Source organism: Herbaspirillum lusitanum (assembly GCF_026127345.1).
Taxonomy (GTDB): Bacteria; Pseudomonadota; Gammaproteobacteria; order Burkholderiales; family Burkholderiaceae_D; genus Herbaspirillum; species Herbaspirillum lusitanum.
In genome coordinates, this window is sequence record NZ_QXFG01000005.1 from 345,792 (window position 1) to 368,813 (window position 23,022).

The following is a 23,022-nucleotide window of genomic DNA, read 5'->3' on the forward strand; positions in this document are numbered from 1 at the left end:
TTGCGCAAAAAGTACTTTTAATGCCGGGCAAGTACTGTTAAAGTGCGACCTCGTCTGCAAGGACAACAGAATTTCAGTCGCAGTATTGTCGGTGGTTCATGGCTTTAAAAACAAGATTTAAAGTGGGTGATGATGCACATAACAAACGGTATTGATACCGAGGATACTGAGGAGACGTGAGTTCAAGAAGCTGTTTAAACGGCCGGGACGCACAAGGGTAATTTCAAGGCGCATCGCAAGATGCGCCTTTTTTATTTTCTGCGCGTATTTGCTTGCTCGTGTCGGCTATTCCGCCATCCCCAGCGGATGCAGGCCGGTCGGCGTCTGGATCAGCGCCAGCATGTGCGGTTTCTGTCCCGGCGCCGGCTGGTGCATGTCGACGTGGCTTTGCAGGCCGATTTGCGCCAGGCTGGCGGCGATTGCCGCGGCTTGCGGATGGCATCCCTCCAGTTTGACCAGGCTGCAACCGAGATCGGCCATGTTGTCGGTCGGGTGGCTGGAGCTGTTCCACTGGATCAGGCTGGGCATCACGCCGTCCAGGATCAGCTTGCCGTCGGAGGGAATGGTGATGCGCCATTGCAGCGCGCCGCGGCTCATTTCTTCGACGATGCCGGGCGAGATGGCGGACGCCGCCGTCGCCGTCTCGATGTCGTCGGTGCGCACCACCCAGGTCGCCAGGCGCGGCTTGCTGCCGGCGGCCACGTAGTCCAGCCCGAACCAGCGCGCACGTTGTGGGACAGGAGCTGCCGGATTGACCGCGATGACTTCCAGATAAAAGCCGCGACCCAGCTTGAGCAGGGCGTTGTGGGTGCCGAGGCGCACGTGCTCCCCGCCGGCTTGCGGCGACACGCCGAGGGTCTGCTCGATGTAGGCAATGCCTTCGGCCAGCGAGGGGGCGGTGACGACGAGGTGATCGGCGTGGCTGGTAGGTGTTGTCATGTATCTGGTTCCTCGATTGCAGCAGGGTGAAGGTGGAAGTGGAGTGGCGGCGGGTTGGCAGCCGACTGCGGCGATGTGCTTAAATAGCGTATTCCCTCAATGTTTCCGAGTCATGAAGAATACACAAGCGGGCGATATTTTCTCCGCCATCGTACACGTACCGTTCGGCGGCATCGGCATTCGCACCTCCGCCGGCGTGATTGTGGAGATGGTTACGCTGCCCAGGCACTTCGGCGAAAAGGATGCCACCGATGCCGTGGCCGACAAGGCCGTCAAACAGATCCTGCGTTATATCGACAAACCGGACTACCGCTTCAAGTTGCCGCTGGCCGAGGTCGGTTCGGATTTCCAGCGCCGCGTCTGGGATGCGATCGCCTCGATTCCGCGCGGTGAAGTGCGCACCTACGGCCAGATCGCCAAATTCATCCGCTCAGCGCCGCGTGCGGTGGGGCAGGCTTGCGGCGCCAACTGGTTTTCGCTGGTCATACCCTGCCATCGCGTGACGGCGGCGGGCGGACTGGGCGGCTATTCGCATCGCGACGACGAGGATGGCTTCCCGCTCAGCGTCAAGCGCTGGCTGTTGGCGCATGAAGGCGTCGATGGCTACTGACGCATCTGCTGGCGCAGCCAAGCCCGCCAGAAAAAGCGTCGCCGGGCGGGCGCCCAAGGTCCAAGCCACCGGCGCCAGCCTGGCAGCCATCGATGAATTCTGCGATACGCTGTGGCTGGAAGACGGTCTCGCCAAGAATTCGCTGGAAGCCTACCGGCGCGACATGACGCTGTTTGCACACTGGCTGCAGACGGAGCGCCGCAAGGATTTGCTGGCTACACAGGCAGAAGACCTGAACGCTTATTTCGCCGCACGCCACGCCGACACCAAGGCCAGTTCCTCCAATCGCCGGCTGGCGGTGCTCAAGCGCTTCTTCCTGCTGGCGCTGCGGCAGAACCGCATCAGCGAAGATCCCTGCCTGCGGCTGCGCTCGGCCAAGCAGCCGCCGCGCTTTCCCAAGGTGTTGTCGGAAGGCCAGGTCGAAGCCTTGCTGGCCGCGCCTGACGTTACGACCCCGCTGGGCCTGCGCGACCGCACCATGCTCGAACTGATGTACGCCAGCGGCCTGCGCGTATCCGAACTGGTGTTGCTGAAGTCGGTGGAAGTCGGCATGAACGAAGGCGTGCTGCGCATCACCGGCAAGGGCAACAAGACGCGCCTGGTGCCGTTCGGGGAAGAGGCGCGCAGCTGGATCGAGCGCTACCTGCGCGAAGCCCGCCTGCTGATCCTGGAGGGCCAGGTCGACGACGCCCTGTTCGTCACCGCCCGCGGCGGCGCCATGACGCGCCAGATGTTCTGGACGCTGATCAAGAAATACGCGCTGCAAGGCGACATCCGTGCGCCGCTGTCGCCGCACACCTTGCGCCACGCCTTCGCCACGCATTTGCTCAACCATGGCGCCGACCTGCGCGTGGTGCAGCTGCTGCTCGGCCACGCCGATATTTCGACCACCCAGATCTACACCCATGTGGCGCGCGAGCGCCTGAAGAAATTGCATGCGGAACATCATCCGCGTGGATAACCCATTTCAGCCGTTTCAAGTTGCGGCATAATGTGCGCCAAATGAGCTCCAAAAAAGACCATATTTCCGAAACCCAGGCGACGCAATTCCTGCGCAAGCACGGCATTTCCTTTACCGAACATCCCTATCCCTACGAAGAGCACGGCGGCACCAGCGTGTCGGCGCGCGAACTCGGCGTGGACGAGCATCACGTCGTCAAGACGCTGGTGATGCAGGATGAAGCGGCCAAGCCGATGCTGGTGCTGATGCACGGCGACCGCAAGGTCTCGACCAAGAACCTGGCGCGGCAAATCGGCTGCAAGTCGGTGGAGCCGTGCAAGCCGGAAGTGGCCAATCGCCATTCCGGCTTCCTGATCGGCGGCACCTCGCCGTTCGGCACGCGCAAGGCAATGCCGGTCTACGTCGAAGAAAGCATCCTGGCGATTCCGAAGATTTACATCAATGGCGGCCGACGCGGTTTCCTGATCGGGATTGCGCCGGACGTCATCGTCAAAGTCCTGCCCGGCAAGCCTGTACACTGCGCGCTGGAAGAATAAACAAGCGTCAAGAAAGAGAATTCAATGAATACAGTACTGTTTGCAATCGCCGCCTACCTGATCGGCTCCATTTCATTCGCCGTGGTGGTGAGCAAGGCCTTCGGCCTGTCCGATCCGCGCACCTACGGCTCGAAAAATCCCGGCGCCACCAACGTGCTGCGCAGCGGCAACAAGAAGGCCGCGGCGCTGACCTTGCTGGGCGATGGTTTCAAAGGCTGGCTGGCGGTATGGCTGACAATTAAACTGGGGCCGCAATTCGGCGTTGGCGACACCGGCGTCGCGTTGGCGACCATCGCCGTCTTCCTCGGTCATCTGTGGCCGGTGTTCTTCCGCTTCGTCGGCGGCAAGGGCGTGGCGACCGCACTCGGCATCCTGCTGGCGCTGAACGTCTGGCTCGGCGTGGCGACGCTGGTCACCTGGCTGGCGATCGCCTATGCATTCCGTTACTCCTCGCTGGCGGCGCTGATCGCCAGCGTGTTCGCGCCGTTCTACTACGGCCTCCTGTTCGGCAGCGCCGACGGCATCCTGCTGGCGGTGCTGGCGATGAGCGTGCTGCTGATCTTCCGCCACCGCAAGAACATCGCCAATCTGTTGGCCGGCAAGGAAAGCAAGATCGGCGCTAAGAAAAAATAGAAAAAAATAGAAAAATGGAAGAAGCAAGCAGCCATTCGCGAAAGTAAAAAGCCCGGTTTGTACCGGGCTTTTTCATGGCTTACACTGCCGTGCGCAATTCATCCAGCGGCCAGCGCGGCCGCACGCTGAACGCATAGTCGCGCTTTGCCGCTTCGGGGTGCTGCTGCAGGCGCATGGCGCCGGCGAAGGCGATCATGGCGCCGTTGTCGGTGCAGAATTCCAGTTCCGGATAAAACACCTGATAGCGCCGTTTGGCGGCAGCGGCGTTGAGACCTTCGCGCAGCTGCTTGTTGGCGCCGACGCCGCCGGCGATGACCAGGCGCTTCATGCCGGTGTGCTTGAGCGCGTTCATGCATTTGGCCACCAGCACGTCGACGATGGCGTCGACGAAAGCGCGCGCGATGTTGGCCTTGTCCTGTTCGCAGATGTTGGTGGTCTGGTTCTTGACCACGGTCAGCACGGCCGTCTTCAGGCCGGAGAAGCTGAAGTCGAAATTCTTGGAATGCAGCATCGGGCGCGGCAGCTGATACACACCCGGATCGCCGAATTCGGCCAGCCGCGAAATCGCCGGGCCGCCCGGATAGCTGAGGCCGAGCAGCTTGGCCGACTTGTCGAAGGCTTCGCCGGCGGCATCGTCCAGGGTTTCGCCGAGCAGTTCGTACTGACCGACGCCGTCCACGCGCATCAATTGCGTATGGCCGCCCGACACCAGCAGCGCCACGAAGGGGAACTGCGGCGGGTTGGCCGACAGCAGCGGCGACAGCAGGTGGCCTTCGAGGTGATGCACCCCGAGCACCGGCTTGTCGAGAGAGAGACCGAGGCCGCAGGCTACCGAGGCGCCCACCAGCAGCGCGCCGGCCAGTCCGGGGCCTTGGGTGTAGGCGATGGCGTCGATGTCGTTGTGGGCGATGCCGCTGCGTTCGAAGACTTGCCGGAGCAGGGGAATCGCACGCCGTACATGGTCGCGCGAGGCCAGTTCGGGGACGACGCCGCCGTATTCCTGATGCATCGCGATTTGCGAATGCAGGGCATGGGCGAGCAGGCCTTTTTGCGTGTCGTATAACGCCAGGCCGGTTTCATCGCAGGAGGATTCGACGCCGAGAACTATCATGTGTTGCAGAAGGGAAAACAGTGGGAACGCGCAGGCGTCCGAAGGCGCTATTGTAAAGGAAAGGCGTGCGCCGCCGCGGCGGCGCGCAAGACGCGTCGCATGGTACTCTTGCGCACATCAAAAACGGCAGCAATAACGGCAGCAATAACGGCAGTAATACGAGAGCGCGATCATGACGGAATCAGGCAAGGAAATGCTGGCTGCGGCCCGCTTCATCAAGGAAATCGGACGCGGCAAGGATGGTGCGCGCAGCTTGTCGCGCGAGGATGCGCAACTGCTTTACGGCGCCATGCTGGAGGGCCGAGTGAGCGACCTCGAACTCGGGGCGATCCTGCTGGCCATGCGCGTCAAGGGCGAATCGGTGGAAGAAATCGCCGGCTTCCTGGATGCCGCCGAAGCCTCTTTTACGCCGCTGCAGGCGCCGCTGGGCGACTACGCGCCGGTGGTGATTCCGAGCTACAACGGCTCGCGCCACATGGCCAACCTGACGCCGTTGCCGGCCTTGCTGCTGGCGCGTGAAGGCGTGCCGGTGCTGATGCATGGCGTAACCCAGGATCCGCAACGCGTCACCAGCGCAGAGATTTTCGAAGCGCTCGGCATTCATCACGCGATCGGTCCGCACGAAGCCGAGGCCGCGTTGGCCAACCGGCAGCCGGCATTCATCCCGATCCAGGTGCTGGCGCCGCAAATGGCGCGCCTGCTGGCGATGCGGCGCGTCCTCGGTGTGCGCAATTCAACGCATACGCTGGTCAAGATCATGCAGCCGTTTGCGGCGCCCGCTTTACGTCTGACCTCGTACACGCATCCCGAATATCTGGAAATGCTCGGCAAATATTTTGTCGACGCTGCGCCGCCTCAGCGCGGGGACGCTTTCCTGATGCGCGGCACCGAAGGCGAAACCGTCGCCAACGCGCGGCGCGCGCAGCAGATCGACTGGTTCCATGGCGGTGAGCGCACGGTGCTGGTGGAGAAGCAAAAAGTGGCGGAAGAGATTCCGGACTTGCCGGAGGGCAGGGATGCGGCCGTGACGGCGCGCTGGATCGAGGCGGTATTGCGCGGCGAGAAAACCGTGCCGATTGCGATCGCCGAACAGGTCGAGCATTGCATGACTGTGTCCAAAGCGGTCAAGGCGCGCACGCCCTGAGCTCGCTCATTGTCACTTGAGCGGCATCGCGAGGCGTCTCTTCAGGCTTTGGGTTTGACAACCTTTACGGGTAGCGCTGCAGTGACTTGCGCGAAGGCGAAAATGACTTCCTTGACGATCTTGCGTTGCGGCGCGGGCAGGTTGATGAAGGCTTCGAAGGCCTCGCGCTCGCGGTAGCCGATGGCTTCTTCCCAGCGGGCACGGCGCTTGTCGATGCGCTTGCCGATTTCTTCGCCGAAGCGCAAATGTTGCGGCGTGACAATGAGCCATTCGGCGAGCGTCTCGAGCTTGTCCTGGTTCGGCATGGACTCACCGAGAAGCCAGCGTCGCACGCCATGCAAGGTCATCGGTTTTCCCCAATAGCGCAAATTGAACTCGCGTTCCAGAACAGCGGGTTTTGGTTCATAACCCGCTTTTTCCATCGAGGCGCGCAGTCGTTTTGCAAATTTCTCGTTCGCGTTTTCCATGACTGGAACTTACTGCCTAGTGGGTGAGGATTGGGTACTTTTACTTTTTGGAATAATTACGCGGAGGATGTGACTTATAATCAACGCCGCTTAACGTCACCAAGTTGTAGCTATCTTGTCTTATTTTTAACTTGACTGATAGATAACAATTGTAATGTGTCTGAATCTCCCAACATGACGCCCAGCAAGCCTTTCAGGCTATTCTCGGTGTTTGCGCGAACCTTGCTCGAAGCATTTCGAGAAGGCAAAAAGCGCTTTTGCGACCAGATTTGCAAAGCGCCGCGCGGGAGCTGTCGTATTGTCAGAAAATCCAGTTCTTTTCACCTCGTGAAAACAGCGGGGAAGAAGCCGGGATTTTTTGGTTCAAACCAGCTAGAATAGGCGCGGATAAAGGGATTGCGCCGGATTGCGCCGATTGTCGCGAATGAATAAAGAGCAAACGACAAACGGCAGCGCATGCAAAAACACGAGCGTTTGCGACGCTTTTTTCTCCTGATTTTGTTTGTGAAAATCGATGCGTTATCGCGCATCGATGAAGCTTTGTTTGTCGTCGTGGTTTCACGGGATTCATTTTCGTAACACGCAGTTCGAACGGAAGATGCAGACGGATTTCTCAGATCATGGCCGGCTCCTATAACCTTTTGCTGATTTGCTTTTCCCTATTTGTTGCGACGCTTGCTTCGTACACGGTATTGGAAATCGCTGAACGCATCTCATCGCAGGAAACCGCGCGCTACCGCCGCATGTGGCTGGCTGGCGGCGCGCTGGTGTTCGGCGTCGGCATCTGGTCCACGCATTTCACCGGCATGCTGGCGTTCCAGTTGCCGATCAACATCGGCTACAACGCCTTCTTCACCGGGATCTCGTTGCTGCTGTGCATCGGCCTGTCGTTCTATCTGCTGCACCGCTCCACCCAACGCCGCTTGCGCTGGCCGCGCATGCTGGGCGACGGCGTCGCCCTGGGCGGCGGCATGGCGGTGGTGCACTGGATCGGCCTGCACTCGATGCAGATCATGCCGGCGGTGCGTTACACGCCGTGGCTGGAAATCCTGTCGGTGCTGGCGACGATGGCCGTCGCGGTGCTCAACATCTGGATCATCTATACGCTCAACGCGCGCAAGAGCGATCATTTCTGGCGCCGCGTGATTTTTGCCGGCATGCTCGGCCTGGGCATCTTCTTCATGCACTGCCTGAACATGGCGGCGGCCAATTTTTCGCCCGACAGCATCAGCAGCACTTACGCCAGCATCGACAGCGACAACCTGATGAGCGCGGTGGTGCTCGGCACCTTGTTCGTGCTGATCGCTGCGCTGATTTTCAGCGGCGCGCAAAAGACCAAGCTGCTCAGGAAAATCGTCGGCCGCACCAACGACAAGCTGCTGCACTTCGCCACGCACGACGTACTCACCGGCCTGCCCAATCGGGCCTTGTTGGCCGAGCGCATCCAGCATGCGATCCACGTTTCCAAACGCAGCGGCCTGTCGTTTGCGGTGCTGTTCATGGACCTGGATGGCTTCAAGGCCATCAACGATTCGCTCGGCCACTCGGTCGGCGACGGTTTGCTGATCGCCGTCGGGCAGCGCATCCGCGCCTGCATCCGCAGTGAAGACATGGTGTCGCGCATCGGCGGCGACGAGTTCGTGGCGGTGATGGGCAACCTGGCTTCGCCCGAAGTGGTGGAAAACCTGGCGGAAAATATCCTGAGCGTGCTGCGCCAGGATTTTCGCGTCGACGAGGCGACGCTGCGCGTGACGTCGAGCATCGGCATCGCGGTGTATCCCAACAGCGGCGACACCGTCGAGGCGCTGATGAAGAACGCCGACGCGGCGATGTACGAGGCCAAGCAGAACGGCCGCAATACCTATCGTTTCTTCGAGCCGGCCATGCACGCCAGCGCGATGCGGCATCTGACGGTGCGCCATGCGCTGCAACTGGCGGTGGAGCACAACCAGTTGTCGCTGCATTTCCAGCCCAAATTCGAAGGCCGCCAGCGTACCCTGACCGGCGTCGAGGCCTTGCTGCGCTGGGATCATCCGGAGCTGGGCAGCATGAGTCCGACCGAGTTCATCCCGATCGCCGAGCGCTCGGGCCAGATCATTCCGATCGGCGACTGGGTGTTGCGCGAAGTGTGCGCGCAGATCGTGCGCTGGGATGCGGCCGGCATGCCGCCGGTCAAGGTGGCGCTCAATCTGTCGCCGCTGCAAATGCGTCCCGATCTGGTCGACAGCGTTACCGCCATCGTCAGTCAGGCCGGCATTGCGCCGCAGCGCCTGATGTTTGAAATCACTGAAACCGCGGCGATGAAGAACGTCGAAAAGAGCGCGCGCATCATCACCGATTTGCAGCAGCTCGGCTACGACATCGCCATCGACGATTTCGGCGCCGGTTATTCCAGTCTGGCGTATCTGCAGCAGTTCCATTGCCGCCAGCTCAAGATCGACAAGTTCTTTACGTCGCGCCTGGATCAGGGCGGCGACTCCGGGCCGGCCATCGTATCGGCCATCATCGCGTTGGCGCATGCGCTGAACATGGAAGTGGTGGCCGAAGGGGTGGAGACGGAAGCTCAGCTCGCCGCGCTGCAAAAACTCAACTGCGACCAGGTGCAGGGATTCCTGCTGGCGCGTCCGGGCGCAGCGGGAGACGTGCAGCATTTTTTGGGTCAGGGCAGGGCGTTCGCCTGATGTCCTGAAGCGTTTGGCGGCCCTCGGCTGCTCTACGCCACGCTCCGCTGGATGACGCGCAAATACCAGATCAGGAAGAACGCCACCAGTCCCAGGCTGGCGCTGTTGCCGAGCCAGAAGCCGGCGGCGCCGTGCAGCCATGCCGGCGATATGCCGAACGGATCGAGGCCGAGGATGTAGCCGCCGCCGAGTCCGATACCCCACAGCGCCACCGCATAAATCACCGTCGGGATCACCGCCACCTTGTAGGCGCGCAGCACGAACGCCGTGGTCACCTGCAGCGAGTCGAACAACTGGTAGAACGCGATGAACAGGAACAGCGGCAAGGCCGACGCGATGATGACTTCGTCGGGCGTATAGGCGCGGATGATCTGCTCGCGCGCGAACCATACCGCCACGCCGATCAGCACCGACAGGATCGCCGACAGGCGGATGCCGGCGCGGGAAATCTTCTTTGCCGTCTGCCAGTCGCGCGCGCCGATGGCCTGCGCCACCAGCGTGCCGGTGGCGTTCGCCAGCGACAGCGGCAGCATGTACAGCACGGTGCCGACGTTGGCGGTGATCTGGTGACCGGCGACCGCAACCGCGCCGAGACGCGCAATGAAGATCGCCATCAGCGTGAACGCCGTGACTTCGATGAAATAGCTCAGGCCCATCGGAATGCCGAGTTTCAGCAGGCTGCGTTGGGCTTTCCATTGCGGTGCGACGAAACCGCTGCCGAACACGCGCAGTTCGCGGTAGATCGGCGCGCCGCGCACCAGCATCCAGCCGGTCAGCAGCATCAGCCATGCAATCAGGCTGGTGGCGATGGCGCAACCCGGCCCGCCGAAGGCCGGCAAGCCGAGGCCGCCGAAGATGAACCAGGCGTTGAGCGGAATCTTCAGCAGCAAGGCGCCGATCTGGATCGCCATCACCATCTTGGGACGCGAGATCGCGTTGTTGAGCGCGGCATACACGCGGAAACCCAGCGTTGCCGGCAGCGCCAGCGCTTCGATGCGCAGGTAGAGGGTGGCTTTTTCAGCCAGCTCCGGCGAGGCTTGCGCGAACGACAGGAACACCGGCGAAAACAGCAGCGCCAGGCAGCCTATGCAACTGAGGAAAAAGGCCAGCCACAATCCCTGCTTCACTTCGCGGCCGATGTCGCCGAAGCGGCGCGCGCCGTACAACTGGCCGATGGTCGGCAACAATGCCTGCAGCACGCCCGACAAGCCGACGAATACGCTCACGTAAATCGACACCCCGAGCGACAGCGCCGCCAGATCCATCGCCGAGAAGCGCGACACCATCGCCGTGTCGATCACGCCGTTGGCGATCAGCGCCAGTTGGCCGATCAGGATCGGCCAGGCCAGCGAAGCAATGCGGAATGTATGGATGCGTGATGTCATGCTGTTCAAAAGTCGACGCCGGCCTGGCCTGGGTCAGGCCGCCGGCATCGCTTCGTTTGTTGCTTCGTTTGTCGCTTCGTCTATCGCTTCAATTGCCGATGCGGCGATACAGGCGGAAGCGCTCGTCGCGGTCGGAGGGGCGCCGGCCTTCCCACAGCAGTTGCCAGCGGCCTTCATACTGGCGCAGCATCTGCTCGGCGTTCTGGTTGTCGATACTGTCCTGCAGCAGCAGGAAGTCGCAGCGCATATCCGGGCGGTCTTCGAAATGGACGTGGCCGAAGTAGGCGAACGACGCGCGCTGCGCCGGGCCGACGTTGGATTCCACGCATTGCTTGACTGCCGACATGCGTTCTTCGATCTGTTGCGCCACGCCGGCGTAGCTCTTGCCGTAGTTGACCCATGGCAGCCACAAGGTCATCAGCAGCACCCAGCACAGCACTACGCCGCCAGACGACAGCACCACCGCGCGCCACAGCACCGAAGGCCGGCGCGAAATGCGCCAGTGCACCAGCAGGATCCAGAAAATCGTGGTCAGCACGGCAATCGCCAGCGCGATCGCATTGAAGCCGGGTTTGTAGCCGGGAGCGAGCTTGAAGGCGTTCTTGGCGATCTGTGCCGGCCAGCCGGTTTCCTTGGCGATCCAGCCGATCCAGATGAAGGCCGCGCAGGTGGTCAGCGTCATCACCGAGAACCAGTCCACCGCATTGATGGCGCCGCGCTTCATGGTCGGCAGGCCGAAGGCAGCCAGTATCGCCAATGCCGGCAGCAGCGGCAGCAGGATGCCTTCTTCGCTGTGCACGTTGAGCAGCACCAGCAGCGTCAGCGGGATGAAGAAGGCGAGCGGCAGCGAAATGTGCAGCGACTGCAACTGACGGCGCCAGGCGTACACGGCCCAGCCGGCGAACGGCCATGCCGGCCAGGCGAACCAGACGCCGTACTTGCCGAAGAACTTCAGCGAGGCCATGGTCGGCCAGTTGATTTGATAGATGTTCCAGCTGAGCCAGGTCGAAAATTGCGCGCTGGCCTCGGGCAGCAGGGCGCGGATCGAAAAGACCCAGATCAGGCAGATCGCCAGCGCCGTCGGCAGCGACAGGCCGATCAGCGACTTGAACACCGGACGATAGTGCAGGCCCGACAACACCAGCAATCCCAGCAGCACGCCGGCCGGCAGCAGCCAGCCGTGCGTCAGCACCAGCAGGCCCAGCACCGCGCCCAGAGACAGCGCCTGATGTGGCTTGTTGGTATCGAACACGCGCGCGGCGCTGTACATGGCATAAGCCACCAATGCGATTTGCAGGGTTTTGGCGCTGGTCTCGTGGCTGTGCAGCAGCAGACCCAGGAAGCCGAGGTAAATCAGGAAAGCGCCGTCGGCCAGGGTACGGCCAAAATCGCGCGGTTCCGGCTGGCCGCCGAAGGCCAGTTTGAGCGGCTGCGCTTCGCTGCGACGGCCGAGCAGATAGGTGGCGTACCAGATTGACAGCGAGCCGATCAGGAAGCAACCCACGGTCGAAATGCGCGCCGCCAGCGGATCGCCCAGCAGCCAGCCGAACAGCTTGATGCAGATGGCGCCGAACCAGTAGGCCAGCGGACTCTCGGCGGGCATCGCCATGCCGGCGATGTTGGGCGCCAGCCAGTCCATCAGGTTGCCGTGCGCCATGGTCCACATGATGCCGAAACTGGCGGCGTCGTCGTTCTTCCAAGGATCGCGGCCGATGAGGCCGGGCAGGATATACAGCAAGCCGAGCGCGAGCAGGCCCCAGCGAGGCAGAGCGTTGGTCGCGGCGGCAGGGAGGCGGACTGGCTTCATCAAGGTGTTATTGCTCTTGTACGTGTTGCTGCACTGCGAGTGCAATTATCGGGTAGCCGATATTGTGCAGCAAAATTCCGTTAAAGGATGTATTGGATGGTAACGGCGGGCAACCGTGCAGCGGTAAAGCTGCGCCCGTTCCGCAAAAAACAAAAAAGGCAGCCTCAGCTGCCTTTTTTGACATCGTGCAGAAATTATTCTGCTGCGATTGCAGTCTTGGAACCGACTGTGCCGAACTTCTGGCGGAACTTCTCGACGCGACCTGCGGTGTCGACGATCTTGTGCTTGCCGGTGTAGAACGGGTGCGATTCGGAAGAAACTTCAATCTTCACGAGTGGGTATTCCTTGCCTTCGAATTCGGCCTTTTCGCGTGTGCCGATAGTCGAACGGGTGATGAACTTGAAGTCGTTCGAAACGTCGTGGAACAGAACTTCGCGGTAATCCGGGTGAATGCCTGGTTTCATTTTTTTGCCTTGAAAAGTAGTGGTAGCCAATCGTCACTTCGTCGGTCGCCTTGCTTCTTGACCCGATTGTCGATCACTTGCCGGTGAAAAGTCCGAAATTATACAATGAAATCATGGATTTGCACCAAATCTAAATGGCCGAGGGCGGGGCCGGGATGTTGTTTTTTGCCAATCCGAGGCCGTTTTCCGGGCCGGTGAGACGCTGCCGGCGGGGGAGAAGCCCCGCGCCGGCAGGTTTGTCAGCGCACGCTTATTTCCACAGGGAACACTTGGATTCCGCCTTGGTGGTCCATGCCTGTTCGGCAGGAATGGTCTGCACCACCTTGTAGTAGTCCCACGGATACTTCGATTCGGACGGTTTCTTCACTTCCATCAGGTACATGTCGTGCACCATGCGGCCGTCGGGACGGATATAGCCGTTCTTGGCGAAGAAGTCGTTGATCTTGGTCTTGTGCATCTGCGCGATGACCTTGTCCGGATCGTCGGTGCCGCTGGCTTTCACCGCGTTCAGGTACTGGGTCGTTGCCGAATAGTCCGCCGCCTGCAGCATCGACGGCATGCGTTTCATCTTGGCGAAGTAGCGCTTGGACCAGTCGCGGGTTTCCTGGTTCATGTCCCAGTACCAGCCGTCGGTCAGGTACATGCCCTGCGTGACCTGCAGCGTCAGCGCATGCACGTCGTTGATGAACATCAGCAGGCCGGCCAGCTTCATCGTCTTGTTGATGCCGAACTCGTTGGCCGCCTTGATCGAGTTGATGGTGTCGCCGCCCGCATTGGCCAGGCCCAGGATCTGCGCCTTCGAAGCCTGCGCCTGCAACATGAAGGACGAGAAGTCGGACGCACCCAGCGGGTGCTTGACCGCACCCGTCACCGTGCCGCCATTGGCCTTGACGATGTCGGAGGTATCCTTTTCCAGCGAGGCGCCGAAGGCATAATCGGCGGTCAGGAAGTACCAGCTCTTGCCGCCGTTCTTGACGATGGCCGAACCGGTGCCCTTGGCCAGCGCGACCGTATCGTAGGCATAGTGGATGGTGTAGGGCGTGCATTCTTCATTGGTCAGGCGCGCGGTGGCGCCGCCGACGGCGATGAAGGTTTTCTTCTTTTCGCCGGCAACCTTGGCCATGGCCAGGCTGGTGCCGGAATTGGTGCCGCCGATCAGCATGTCCACGCCTTGCTGGTCGAACCATTCACGCGCCTTGGAGGCGGCAATGTCGGCCTTGTTTTGATGGTCGGCGGTGATCAGTTCGATCTTCTTGCCGTTGACGCTGCCGCCGAAGTCGGCAATCGCCATCTTGATCGCTTCGACGCCGCCCTGGCCGTCAATGTCGATGTAGACGCCCGACAAGTCGGTAATCAGGCCGATCTTGACCACATCCCCCGAAATCTGCGCTGCCGCCGGTCCGGCAAATCCTGCTGCACATGCGGCGACCACGGTCGCCGCGATGGCTGTCATCTTGACCTTCATCTTTTGCTCCTCCTGATTGGTTGTGTCTGCGTTGCTGTTTTTATGCCGTCTGGTGGACGGTGATGTGAAACCCCGGCATGGATCCATGACCGGCAGTACTGCGGTGCTCTACAACGTACAACGGTGCTGCGCTTGCGATGAATGCCCGGCAGCAGGAACGATGCCGGGAAAATGTCTGGAACGGTTGGAACGATCTGGTCTTGTCGGTCCGATGCTGTCTCTTGGTTTAATTTTTATTGCCGGATCCGTCTTTGCGCAGAGCGCGGCGTGGCTGAAATAGTAGTGTAGGAAGAAAATTGCGGTCAAGCGGTATTTCCAAACCGGCGAAAAATGCGAATAAGGCCGTGCGGGCATAAAAAAATCCGCCAGGTCGCCCGGGCGGATTTTTCTGATTGTTAGCCCTAAACGGTGGCTAACACGGCGTCGCTGGCAAGGAGTTGCAACGCAGCCAGCGGCGTTGTGTTGGTCAGCGTTCGCTGCCGCGACGCATCATGTCGAAGAACTCGGCATTGTTCTTGGTCGACTTCATCTTGTCGAGGATGAACTCCATCGCTTCGATTTCATCCATGTCGTACATCAGCTTGCGCAGGACCCAGATCTTTTGCAGCTGGTCCGGCTTGATCAGCAGTTCTTCGCGGCGGGTGCCGGACTTGCTGAGGTTGATGGCCGGGTAGACGCGCTTCTCGGCGAGGCGGCGCTCCAGGTGGACTTCCATGTTGCCGGTACCCTTGAATTCTTCGTAGATCACGTCATCCATGCGGCTGCCGGTTTCGATCAGGGCCGTCGCGATGATGGTCAGCGAACCGCCTTCTTCGATGTTGCGCGCGGCGCCGAAGAAGCGCTTCGGACGTTGCAGCGCGTTGGCGTCGACACCGCCGGTCAGGACCTTGCCGGAGGCCGGGATCACGGTGTTGTAGGCGCGTGCCAGACGGGTGATCGAGTCCAGCAGGATGACCACGTCCTTCTTCATTTCAACCAGGCGCTTGGCTTTTTCCAGCACCATTTCGGCGACCTGGACGTGACGCGTGGCCGGTTCGTCGAAGGTCGATGCAACGACTTCGCCGCGCACCGAGCGCTGCATTTCGGTCACTTCTTCCGGACGTTCGTCGATCAGCAGGACGATCATCACGGTGTCGGGATGGTTGGTCGTAATGGCGTGGGCGATGTGTTGCAGCATGACCGATTTACCGGACTTCGGCGACGCCACCAGCAGGCCGCGCTGGCCGCGGCCGATCGGCGCGATCAGGTCGATGATGCGGCCGGTGATGTTTTCCTCGCCGCGCATTTCGCGCTCCAGCTGCATGATCTTGTTCGGATGCAGCGGCGTGAGGTTTTCAAACAGGATGCGGTGCTTGGAGGCTTCCGGCGCTTCGCCGTTGACCTTGTCGACCTTGACCAGCGCAAAGTAGCGCTCGCCGTCTTTTGGGGTGCGTACTTCGCCTTCAATCGAGTCGCCGGTGTGCAGGTTGAAGCGGCGGATTTGCGAGGGCGAAATGTAAATGTCGTCGGTGGACGCCATGTAGCTGGCGTCAGGCGAGCGCAGGAAGCCGAAGCCGTCAGGCAACACTTCAAGGGCGCCGTCGCCGAAAATTTGTTCTCCCGATTTCGCGCGTTTTTTGAGGATCGCGAACATCAGTTCTTGTTTGCGCAGGCGCGCGGCGTTATCGATGTCCAGGCCAATTGCCATTTCAAGCAATGCGGAGACGTGTAACGCCTTTAATTCTGATAAGTGCATAAGAGTGTCCCGGGATGGGAATAGTAAAAGGTGGGGGAGGGAATTGCGTGGCGTGTTAAAGAGAAACTGGAAACTTGCGAAACCAAAAAAGAACGAGCCTGCAAGTCGATTCAACCGCAGGCACAGGCGGCGCTGCGAGCGCAGCGCCGCCGTGAATCTTAGATGTTGCTGTCGATGAACGAGGTCAGCTGGCCTTTTGCCAGAGCGCCGACTTTTTGCGCTGCTGCTGCGCCGTTCTTGAACAGGATCAGCGTCGGAATGCCGCGGATGCCGAACTTGGCAGGGATGGCCTGGTTTGCATCGACGTCCAGCTTGGCGATCTGCAGCTTGCCGTCATATTCCTTGGCGACTTCTTCCAGAATCGGGGCGATCGCTTTGCAAGGACCGCACCATTCAGCCCAGAAGTCCACCAGGACGGGCTTGTCGGATTTCAGGACGTCTGCTTCAAAAGAGGCGTCGGAGATGTGTTTGATGTTTTCGCTCATGGTAGATCCTCGATCTGAGGGAATATATAAGTAAGTGGTCAAATAGCGCCGGGGGAACATACCATTTGCTTGGCGTATGCCATCAACGCTTCCGGAGTTGCTTCATTGCGTAACTTTGCTTAAAGCAGATGGAGTCGTTGTGCCCTGATTCAAGTTATTTTGAAGCGCGGCAACGGGTATTCGGCGGGGTACGGAGGCAATCATAACCCATTTTCGGGAAAAGTGTGCCCCGCCGCCGCCGATAGGCCGCCATCCGGCAAAGCCTGTTGCAGGGCGGTTGCCAAGGTTGGCAATTGACCCGGCCGGTCGCATACAATGCCGCAAAGACGTGCCGGATCGATAGATTCCGGCAATCATTTCGATAAATATATTTTTCTCCCCGGCCCCTTTTCATGTTGCATTCGCCCCTGCTGATCAGCCCTTCCGTCGATTTCTGGCCGCAGACCGCAGTCGCCTTGCTCGAGGTGGATCACATGCTGGGAGCAGCCGTGGGTGCGGGGTCGCGCGATTTTTCCGGCTATCAGGTGGTGGTGCCGGCGTTTTCGCACGCGGTGCACTGGCGTGCGGCGCTGGCCCGGGCGATACAGCGCCGGTCGCCGCAGCAGGCCGGCTTCATCCCGCCGCGTATCAACACCATGGCGGGCTGGCTGGCCATGCAGGCGCCCCAGCCGCAGCAGGACGACAGCGAACGCCTGATGCAGTTGTATGCGCAATTGCGTCAGCACGGCTGGCTCAAGAAGATGTTTACGGCGCGCCGCAACACCGACCTGCTGCCGCTGGCGCAGACGCTGCTGTCGCTGTCGGATGAATTGACCCAGGCATTGCTGCCCGCCATGGAACGCGCGCCGGGAGACGCGGACGAGCGCTGGCAAGCCGCGCTGGCGCAGTTGCCGCCGTCGGCGCGCAGCATGCTCTCGGATGAGGCGCAACTGGTGTGGTCGATCTGGCAGAGCCAGCTCGACGGCAACGACAAGACCGTGCAGCGCTACAAGCGCATGCTGGAGCTGGCCAGGCCGGGCGCGCACGCGCCATTGGCGCCGCTGATGTGGATCAGCCCGGTCGCGCCCGAGCCGATGGAACTGGCTTTCCTCGAGGCCTACGGCGAACACGCCGAAGTGCAGCCGGTGCAGATCGACTGGCGCGGCCCGGATATCCCGTTGCTGTATCAGACTGCGTGGCCGGAATTGTGCGATGCGCCGTTGGCGCCGGCGCCTGACGATCTGTTTGCGCCGCAGATGGACGCGCCGACGCTGGCGCTGTGTCCGGCCGCCAGCCTCGAAGACGCGTCGCTGCAGAGTGCGCAGATCGTGCTCGACTGGCTGCGGCAAGGCAAGGACGACATCGCCATCGTCGCCCAGGACCGCGTCAGCGCGCGCCGCCTGCGCGCCTTGCTGGAGCGTGCGCAAGTCTCGGTAGCCGACGAAACCGGCTGGAAGCTGTCGACCACCCGCGCCGCAGCAGCAATGGCTGCGTGGTGCGACGTCGTCACTTCGCGCGGCGAAACCACCGCACTGCTCGACCTGCTGAAGTCGCCGTTCATCTTCGCCGGCATGGCGGACAAGAGCGCGGCGGTGATGCAGATCGAATGGCAATTGCGGCGCGAGAATGTTTCCGGTGAATGGCGCAGCGTGCAGGCGGTATTCAAGGACGGTTCGCTTGCCGCGGAGGTTTTGCAGGCAGTGGCTGCGCAGGCCGCACTGTTCGACGGCCGCAAGAGCCTGATCGACTGGAGCGCATGCGCACAACAATTGCTGGATGCGCTCGACATGCGCGGCGCGTTCGCGCAGGACATCGCCGGCCAGCAGGTGCTGCAATTGCTGGACGACCTCGGCGCCCGCCAGACGGATGCCGATGGCGGTGAACTGTTTTCCTTCTCGGAATGGCGCGCGCTGCTGAACCTGCAGCTCGACGCCGTTACCTTCATGCCGCCGATCGCCGATCGCCGCATCGTCATGCTGCCGCTCAACGGCGCGCGCCTGCGCAACTTCGATGCGGTGCTGGTGATCGGCGCCGACGCCGAGCATCTGCCGTCGCAACCGCAGGAAACGCTGTTCTTCTCGAACGCCGTGCGCCATGAACTCGGATTGCCCACGCGACTGTCGCGCCAGCACCAGCAATTGCGCGACCTGACCGAACTGCTGTGCGCCAATCGCGAAGTGGTGCTGTGCTGGCAGACCCACAAGGACGGCGAACCGAATCCCAAGAGTCCGTGGCTGGAGCGTCTCGAACTGTGCCTCGCCAAGGCCGGCATGGAACCGCTGCGCGAACTGCGTCACGATTTGCCGCTGCACGAGCTGCTTGCCGCGCCATCCATCATGCCGGCGCCGTCCGCCGCGGAATTGACGCCGGCGCGGCTGTCGGCCAGCGCTTACAACCGGCTGGTGGCGTGTCCGTATCAATTCTTCGCCCAGCACATGCTGCGCGTGAACGTCATGGACGAGCTTTCCGACATGCCAGAGAAGCGCGATTACGGCGGCTGGCTGCATGAAATCCTGATGAAATACCATGAAGCGCTGCGCGATGCGAAGACGCCTGTCGGGCAGCGTGCCGCCTTGCTGGCGACCATCTCGGATGACGTCTTCGGCAAGGCGATCCGCGAACATCCCGCCGCGCTCGGTTACGAAGCGCGCTGGCGCAAGGTGATGCCGGCGTATCTGGTCTGGGCCAACGAGCGTGAAGCGCAGGGCTGGCATTTCGTGCTCGGCGAATTGCCCTTGCAGCATGCGTTGGCGTGGCCGGACGGCGGCATCGAGCTGTACGGCCGTCTCGACCGTGTCGATGAAAATGCGGAAGGCGAACGCGCGGTGCTCGACTACAAGACCAGCTCGCTGCCCTCGCTGGTCGCCAAGTTGAAGAATGCCGAAGATCTCCAGTTGCCGTTCTACGGTTTGTTGTCGGGCCGGACCATGGCGGCCGCGCATTACGTCGCGCTGGAGCCGTCCAGGGACAAGACCGGCGATGTCGCCGCACCTGATTTCGAAGCCCGGCAGCAGGCCTTGCAGCAGCAGATCATCACCGTCGTGCAGGCCATAGGCAACGACGCACCACTGCCGGCCAACGGCATCGAATCGGTTTGCCAGTATTGCGATGTGCGCGGACTGTGCCGCAAGGGAGTCTGGCAATGAGCGCCTTGAATAACACGGGCAGCAACGGTCCGATCGCCGCTTACGAAATCAACGGCCGTCCCGCGGAAGCGGCGGCGTTCACCGCGGCCGCCTGCGACCCGCGCCAGTCGGTCGTGGTGGAAGCCTGTGCCGGCAGCGGCAAGACCTGGCTGCTGGTGGCGCGCATGTTGCGATTGCTGCTGGCGGGCGCGCAGCCGGCCGAACTGCTGGCGATCACCTTCACGCGCAAGGCCGCGCAGGAAATGCGCGAGCGCCTGATGGAACTGCTGCGCGAACTGACGCTGGCGCCGGCCGACCAGGCGCGCCAGTTGCTACTGGAACGCGGCGTCGATGCCGACGATCTGCCGCGCCTGATGCCGCTGGCGCGCTCGCTGTACGAACAGATCCTGGCCGGGCAGCAGGGTTTGTCGATCGATACTTTCCACAGCTGGTTTGCGCGGTTGCTGCAGATCGCGCCGCTGGCGTCGGGCGTGCCGCACGGCTATGCGCTGACCGAGAAAAACGGTGAGATCATGAACGAGGCGTACCGCCGCTTCATGCAGGCGGTGCAAAAACCGGCGCAGCAAGCGATCAAGCTGGCTCTGCTTGAGTTGTACGACCTGGCCGGCGACAGCGGCGCGCGCAATCTGCTGGATTCCTTCCTCGACAAGCGCGCCGAATGGTGGGCCGCCACCATGCCGCCGCTGTCGTCGGAGGAGGCGCCGCTGCAATGGCTGGAGGAGCTATGCGGGCCCGACGCCGCGCGCGATGCGCGACTGACCGTCTGGAGCGACGAAGGCTTGAAGGCGCGGCTGTATGAGATTTCCTCCTTGCTCGGCAAAGGAACGGCAACCAACCAGAAACGTGCGGTCGCTATCGAAACCCTGGTGAGCGGTGAAGCGTCGGCGGAACAGTTCGTCGCATTGGCGACGCAGTTCTATGACGACAACGGCAAACCGCGCGGCAACACCAAGACCAAGGATTTGAAGGCGGCATTGAGCAAGCATTACGGCGTCGACGAAGACGTCGCCGTGTCGCTGTTCGATGAAGTGTTCGAACTGACCGGCAATGAACTGCGGCAGTTGCAGCGACGCAGCGCGGAAGGCATTGTTCTCAAGCTCAATCGCGCCCTGTTCACGGCCGGACGCGCCTATCTCGACGCCTACCAGGAAGTGAAGGCCGAGCAGCGCGTGTTCGATTTCGCCGATCTGGAATGGCACGCCTACCGCCTGCTCACCAACGAGGAAAGCGCGGCCTATCTGCAAAGCCGCCTCGACGCGCGCTACAAGCACATCCTGCTGGACGAATTCCAGGACACAAACCCGCTGCAGTGGAGCATCGTGCGCGCCTGGTTGCGGGCCTATGGCGGCGATGCGGCGCAGCCGAGCGTGTTCGTGGTGGGTGATCCCAAGCAATCGATTTACCGTTTCCGCCGCGCCGAGCCGCGCGTGTTCGCCGCCGCGCGCGCCTTGCTGGAAGAGCAGGGCGCGACGGTCTTGCGCGCCAACCAGACGCGCCGCAATGCCAGCGTCATCGTCGATGTGCTCAACGCCAGTTTCAGCGGCCGCAATGATTTGTTCGCAGCGCAGACCACGCTGGGCATGGACGGCGGAGCGGTATGGCGCTTGCCGTTGGTGCAGGCGCCCGAGGCGGTGGAAGAAGACGCTCCCGACGGCGCGCCATCGGCGCTGCGCAATCCGCTGATCACGCCGCGCGAGGAAGAAGACGATGCGCGCCGGCGCGACGAAGGCCGCCAGGTGGCGCAGGCGATCCTGCTCGCCCGCCAACGCATTCAGGTCGGCGGGCGGGCGCTCAAGTGGGGCGACGTCATGCTGCTGGTGAAGAAGCGCCGCCACCTGATCGCCTATGAAAGCGCATTGCGCGAGGCCGGTATTCCTTTTGTCTCCGACAAGCGCGGCGGCCTGCTTGATTCGCTCGAGATCGCCGATCTGATTGCGCTGCTGACTTTCCTGATCACGCCCAATGACACGCGGGCTTTGGCCCATGTGCTGAAGAGTCCGATCATCGGGGCGGCCGACGAGGACCTCATCGCGCTGGCGCAACGTAGTGAATCCGACTGGTGGAAACGTGTGCTCGCTGCGCAGCAATCCGGATCGGCGTCGGCCGCCATCGCGCGCGCCGCGCACTTGCTGGCGCAATGGCTGGACGCCGCGCCGCATTATCCGGTGCACGATCTGCTCGACCGCATCCTGCACGAAGGCCAGTTGGCGGCGCGCTATGCCCAGGCCGTCGCGCCGTCCATGCGCAACCAGGCGCTCGGTAACATCGAGGCCTTCGTCGAACTGGCGCTCAACCTCGACGCCGGCCGTTATCCCAGCCTGCCGAAATTCATCGATGCGCTGCGCGTATTGCAGCGCCATGCCGAAAGCGACGCGCCCGACGAGGCCAGCATCGATGCCGCCGCCGACGCCGTGCGTATCCTCACCGTGCATAGCGCCAAGGGCCTGGAAGCGCCTGTGGTGGTGGTGATGGACACCAACCACAGCGACCCCGCCAACGACAACATCGGCATCCTGTGCGATTGGCCGCAGGATGAAGACGCACCGACGCATTTCTCCGCCTTCGGCCGCAAGAGCGAGCGCGGCACGGCCCGCGACCGCTGGTTCGACGCCGAAGAACATTTCAAGATGCAGGAAGACTGGAATTTGCTCTACGTCGCGCTGACACGCGCCAAGCAATTGCTGATCGTCAGCGGCGTGGCCGGCGCCAAGGGAGCACTCGAAGGCGGCATCCAGGAAGGCAGCTGGTACAGCCGGCTGTTCGACCGCGCCGGCGAAGAGCAGGGCGTGGAACAGATCGTGCCGGCGGTGCAGGCCAACGACGCTGCGCAACAGCGCGAAGAACGTTTCACGCTGCGCCTGTTCATTCCGACACCGCTGCCGGCGCCGGCGGTCGATGTGCCGGAGAGTTACAGCAACGACGCCATCGACGAAGGCGTGGCCTTGCATGCGCTGCTCGAGCGTTCGCTGCACGCGCGCACCTGGCCGGTCGCATTGCCCGACGAGGCGGCTATCGCCCGCTGGTTGCCATGCCCGCGTCCGCTGGCGGCGGTGATCCGCGCCCAGGCCGTCAACATGCTGGCGCAACCGGCGCTGGAGCGTTTCTTCAATCCCGCCCTGCATCGCCACGCCCGCGATGAAATGGAGATTGTCACAGCCGACGGCGTATTACGCTGCGACCGCGTGGTGGTGTTCGATGACGAGGTGTGGGTGCTCGACTACAAGCGCAATCTGCTCGACAGCGAGCGCGTGGCTTACCAGGCGCAACTTGCACGATATCGCACGGCATTGTTGTCGGTGTTTTCTGACAAGCAAATAAGGTCTGCGCTGATTACTGCCGATGGTCGCCTTTGGGAATAATGGTACGGCATTCGCCACTCAACCGCAAACAAAACGACGATCAGATCACAGGAAAAAATTTCGTTTAATATAAAAATGGTTTAACCTCGGGTTCCCTACCGCGGTTAATGTTCAG

18 protein-coding genes are annotated in these 23,022 nt (G+C 61.7%); 9 read left to right on the forward strand and 9 right to left on the reverse strand.

Annotation, left to right across the window (positions count from 1 at the left end; all coding sequences use genetic code 11):
* Positions 1-285 precede the first annotated feature (285 nt).
* Positions 286-939: a VOC family protein gene (locus DXT88_RS05815; protein ID WP_265211954.1), complete on the reverse strand. Its 654-nt coding sequence runs from the start codon at positions 937-939 to the stop codon at positions 286-288.
* A 112-nt stretch (positions 940-1,051) separates the two neighbouring features.
* On the opposite strand from DXT88_RS05815, the gene DXT88_RS05820 reads away from it, so the two are divergent.
* The 4 genes from DXT88_RS05820 to plsY are packed head-to-tail and all read left to right on the forward strand — an operon-like array spanning position 1,052 to position 3,679.
* Complete coding sequence (locus DXT88_RS05820) at positions 1,052-1,549, forward strand: methylated-DNA--[protein]-cysteine S-methyltransferase (protein ID WP_265211955.1); 498 nt, start codon at positions 1,052-1,054, stop codon at positions 1,547-1,549.
* Positions 1,539-2,510 (forward strand): site-specific tyrosine recombinase XerD, encoded by a 972-nt coding sequence (xerD, locus tag DXT88_RS05825; RefSeq protein WP_050977778.1) that lies wholly within the window; start codon positions 1,539-1,541, stop codon positions 2,508-2,510. Before DXT88_RS05820 ends, xerD begins: the two co-directional genes overlap by 11 nt.
* Before the next feature lie 41 nt (positions 2,511-2,551).
* Complete coding sequence (ybaK, locus tag DXT88_RS05830) at positions 2,552-3,046, forward strand: Cys-tRNA(Pro) deacylase (RefSeq protein WP_265211956.1); 495 nt, start codon at positions 2,552-2,554, stop codon at positions 3,044-3,046.
* Between the two features lie 24 nt (positions 3,047-3,070).
* On the forward strand, positions 3,071-3,679 hold the full coding sequence (gene plsY, locus DXT88_RS05835) for a glycerol-3-phosphate 1-O-acyltransferase PlsY (protein WP_016836548.1): 609 nt from the start codon (positions 3,071-3,073) through the stop codon (positions 3,677-3,679).
* 79 nt (positions 3,680-3,758) lie between these two features.
* On the opposite strand, the gene tsaD is transcribed toward plsY, so the two are convergent.
* The gene (gene tsaD / locus DXT88_RS05840; RefSeq protein WP_265211957.1) at positions 3,759-4,790 is read right to left on the reverse strand and encodes a tRNA (adenosine(37)-N6)-threonylcarbamoyltransferase complex transferase subunit TsaD; all 1,032 of its coding nucleotides are present in this window, start codon (positions 4,788-4,790) and stop codon (positions 3,759-3,761) included.
* 172 nt (positions 4,791-4,962) lie between these two features.
* Here tsaD and ybiB point away from each other — a divergent pair, with 172 nt between their 5' ends.
* Positions 4,963-5,934 (forward strand): DNA-binding protein YbiB, encoded by a 972-nt coding sequence (gene ybiB / locus DXT88_RS05845; protein WP_265211958.1) that lies wholly within the window; start codon positions 4,963-4,965, stop codon positions 5,932-5,934.
* A 41-nt stretch (positions 5,935-5,975) separates the two neighbouring features.
* Here the strand turns inward: ybiB and DXT88_RS05850 are convergent, their stop codons facing one another.
* A complete protein-coding gene (locus DXT88_RS05850; RefSeq protein WP_016836552.1) occupies positions 5,976-6,401 on the reverse strand; it encodes a hypothetical protein in 426 nt (141 codons plus the stop codon).
* Between the two features lie 620 nt (positions 6,402-7,021).
* On the opposite strand from DXT88_RS05850, the gene DXT88_RS05855 reads away from it, so the two are divergent.
* On the forward strand, positions 7,022-9,082 hold the full coding sequence (locus tag DXT88_RS05855) for a putative bifunctional diguanylate cyclase/phosphodiesterase (protein WP_016836554.1): 2,061 nt from the start codon (positions 7,022-7,024) through the stop codon (positions 9,080-9,082).
* Between the two features lie 32 nt (positions 9,083-9,114).
* On the opposite strand, the gene DXT88_RS05860 is transcribed toward DXT88_RS05855, so the two are convergent.
* The 4 genes from DXT88_RS05860 to DXT88_RS05875 all read right to left on the reverse strand — a co-directional run bounded on the left by DXT88_RS05860 (position 9,115) and on the right by DXT88_RS05875 (position 14,203).
* A complete protein-coding gene (locus DXT88_RS05860; protein WP_265211959.1) occupies positions 9,115-10,467 on the reverse strand; it encodes an MATE family efflux transporter in 1,353 nt (450 codons plus the stop codon).
* A gap of 88 nt (positions 10,468-10,555) precedes the next feature.
* Complete coding sequence (locus DXT88_RS05865; protein ID WP_016836556.1) at positions 10,556-12,274, reverse strand: ArnT family glycosyltransferase; 1,719 nt, start codon at positions 12,272-12,274, stop codon at positions 10,556-10,558.
* Between the two features lie 194 nt (positions 12,275-12,468).
* Positions 12,469-12,738, reverse strand: coding sequence for a type B 50S ribosomal protein L31 (locus tag DXT88_RS05870; RefSeq protein ID WP_016836557.1), 270 nt, complete (start codon positions 12,736-12,738; stop codon positions 12,469-12,471).
* A 250-nt stretch (positions 12,739-12,988) separates the two neighbouring features.
* Entirely contained in the window at positions 12,989-14,203 is a 1,215-nt protein-coding gene (locus tag DXT88_RS05875; protein WP_265211960.1) for an ABC transporter substrate-binding protein, read from the reverse strand.
* A gap of 85 nt (positions 14,204-14,288) precedes the next feature.
* Between DXT88_RS05875 and DXT88_RS05880 the strand changes: the two genes are divergently transcribed.
* A complete protein-coding gene (locus DXT88_RS05880; protein WP_265211961.1) occupies positions 14,289-14,483 on the forward strand; it encodes a hypothetical protein in 195 nt (64 codons plus the stop codon).
* Between the two features lie 186 nt (positions 14,484-14,669).
* On the opposite strand, the gene rho is transcribed toward DXT88_RS05880, so the two are convergent.
* Both rho and trxA read right to left on the reverse strand, forming a co-directional pair.
* On the reverse strand, positions 14,670-15,938 hold the full coding sequence (gene rho, locus DXT88_RS05885) for a transcription termination factor Rho (protein ID WP_040503902.1): 1,269 nt from the start codon (positions 15,936-15,938) through the stop codon (positions 14,670-14,672).
* Between the two features lie 158 nt (positions 15,939-16,096).
* The gene (gene trxA, locus DXT88_RS05890) at positions 16,097-16,423 is read right to left on the reverse strand and encodes a thioredoxin TrxA (RefSeq protein WP_016836562.1); all 327 of its coding nucleotides are present in this window, start codon (positions 16,421-16,423) and stop codon (positions 16,097-16,099) included.
* Positions 16,424-16,815: 392 nt separating this feature from the next.
* On the opposite strand from trxA, the gene DXT88_RS05895 reads away from it, so the two are divergent.
* Complete coding sequence (locus DXT88_RS05895; protein WP_265211962.1) at positions 16,816-19,548, forward strand: PD-(D/E)XK nuclease family protein; 2,733 nt, start codon at positions 16,816-16,818, stop codon at positions 19,546-19,548.
* Positions 19,545-22,907: a UvrD-helicase domain-containing protein gene (locus tag DXT88_RS05900; RefSeq protein ID WP_265211963.1), complete on the forward strand. Its 3,363-nt coding sequence runs from the start codon at positions 19,545-19,547 to the stop codon at positions 22,905-22,907. The genes DXT88_RS05895 and DXT88_RS05900 overlap by 4 nt, the downstream gene beginning before the upstream one ends.
* Positions 22,908-23,022 lie beyond the last annotated feature (115 nt).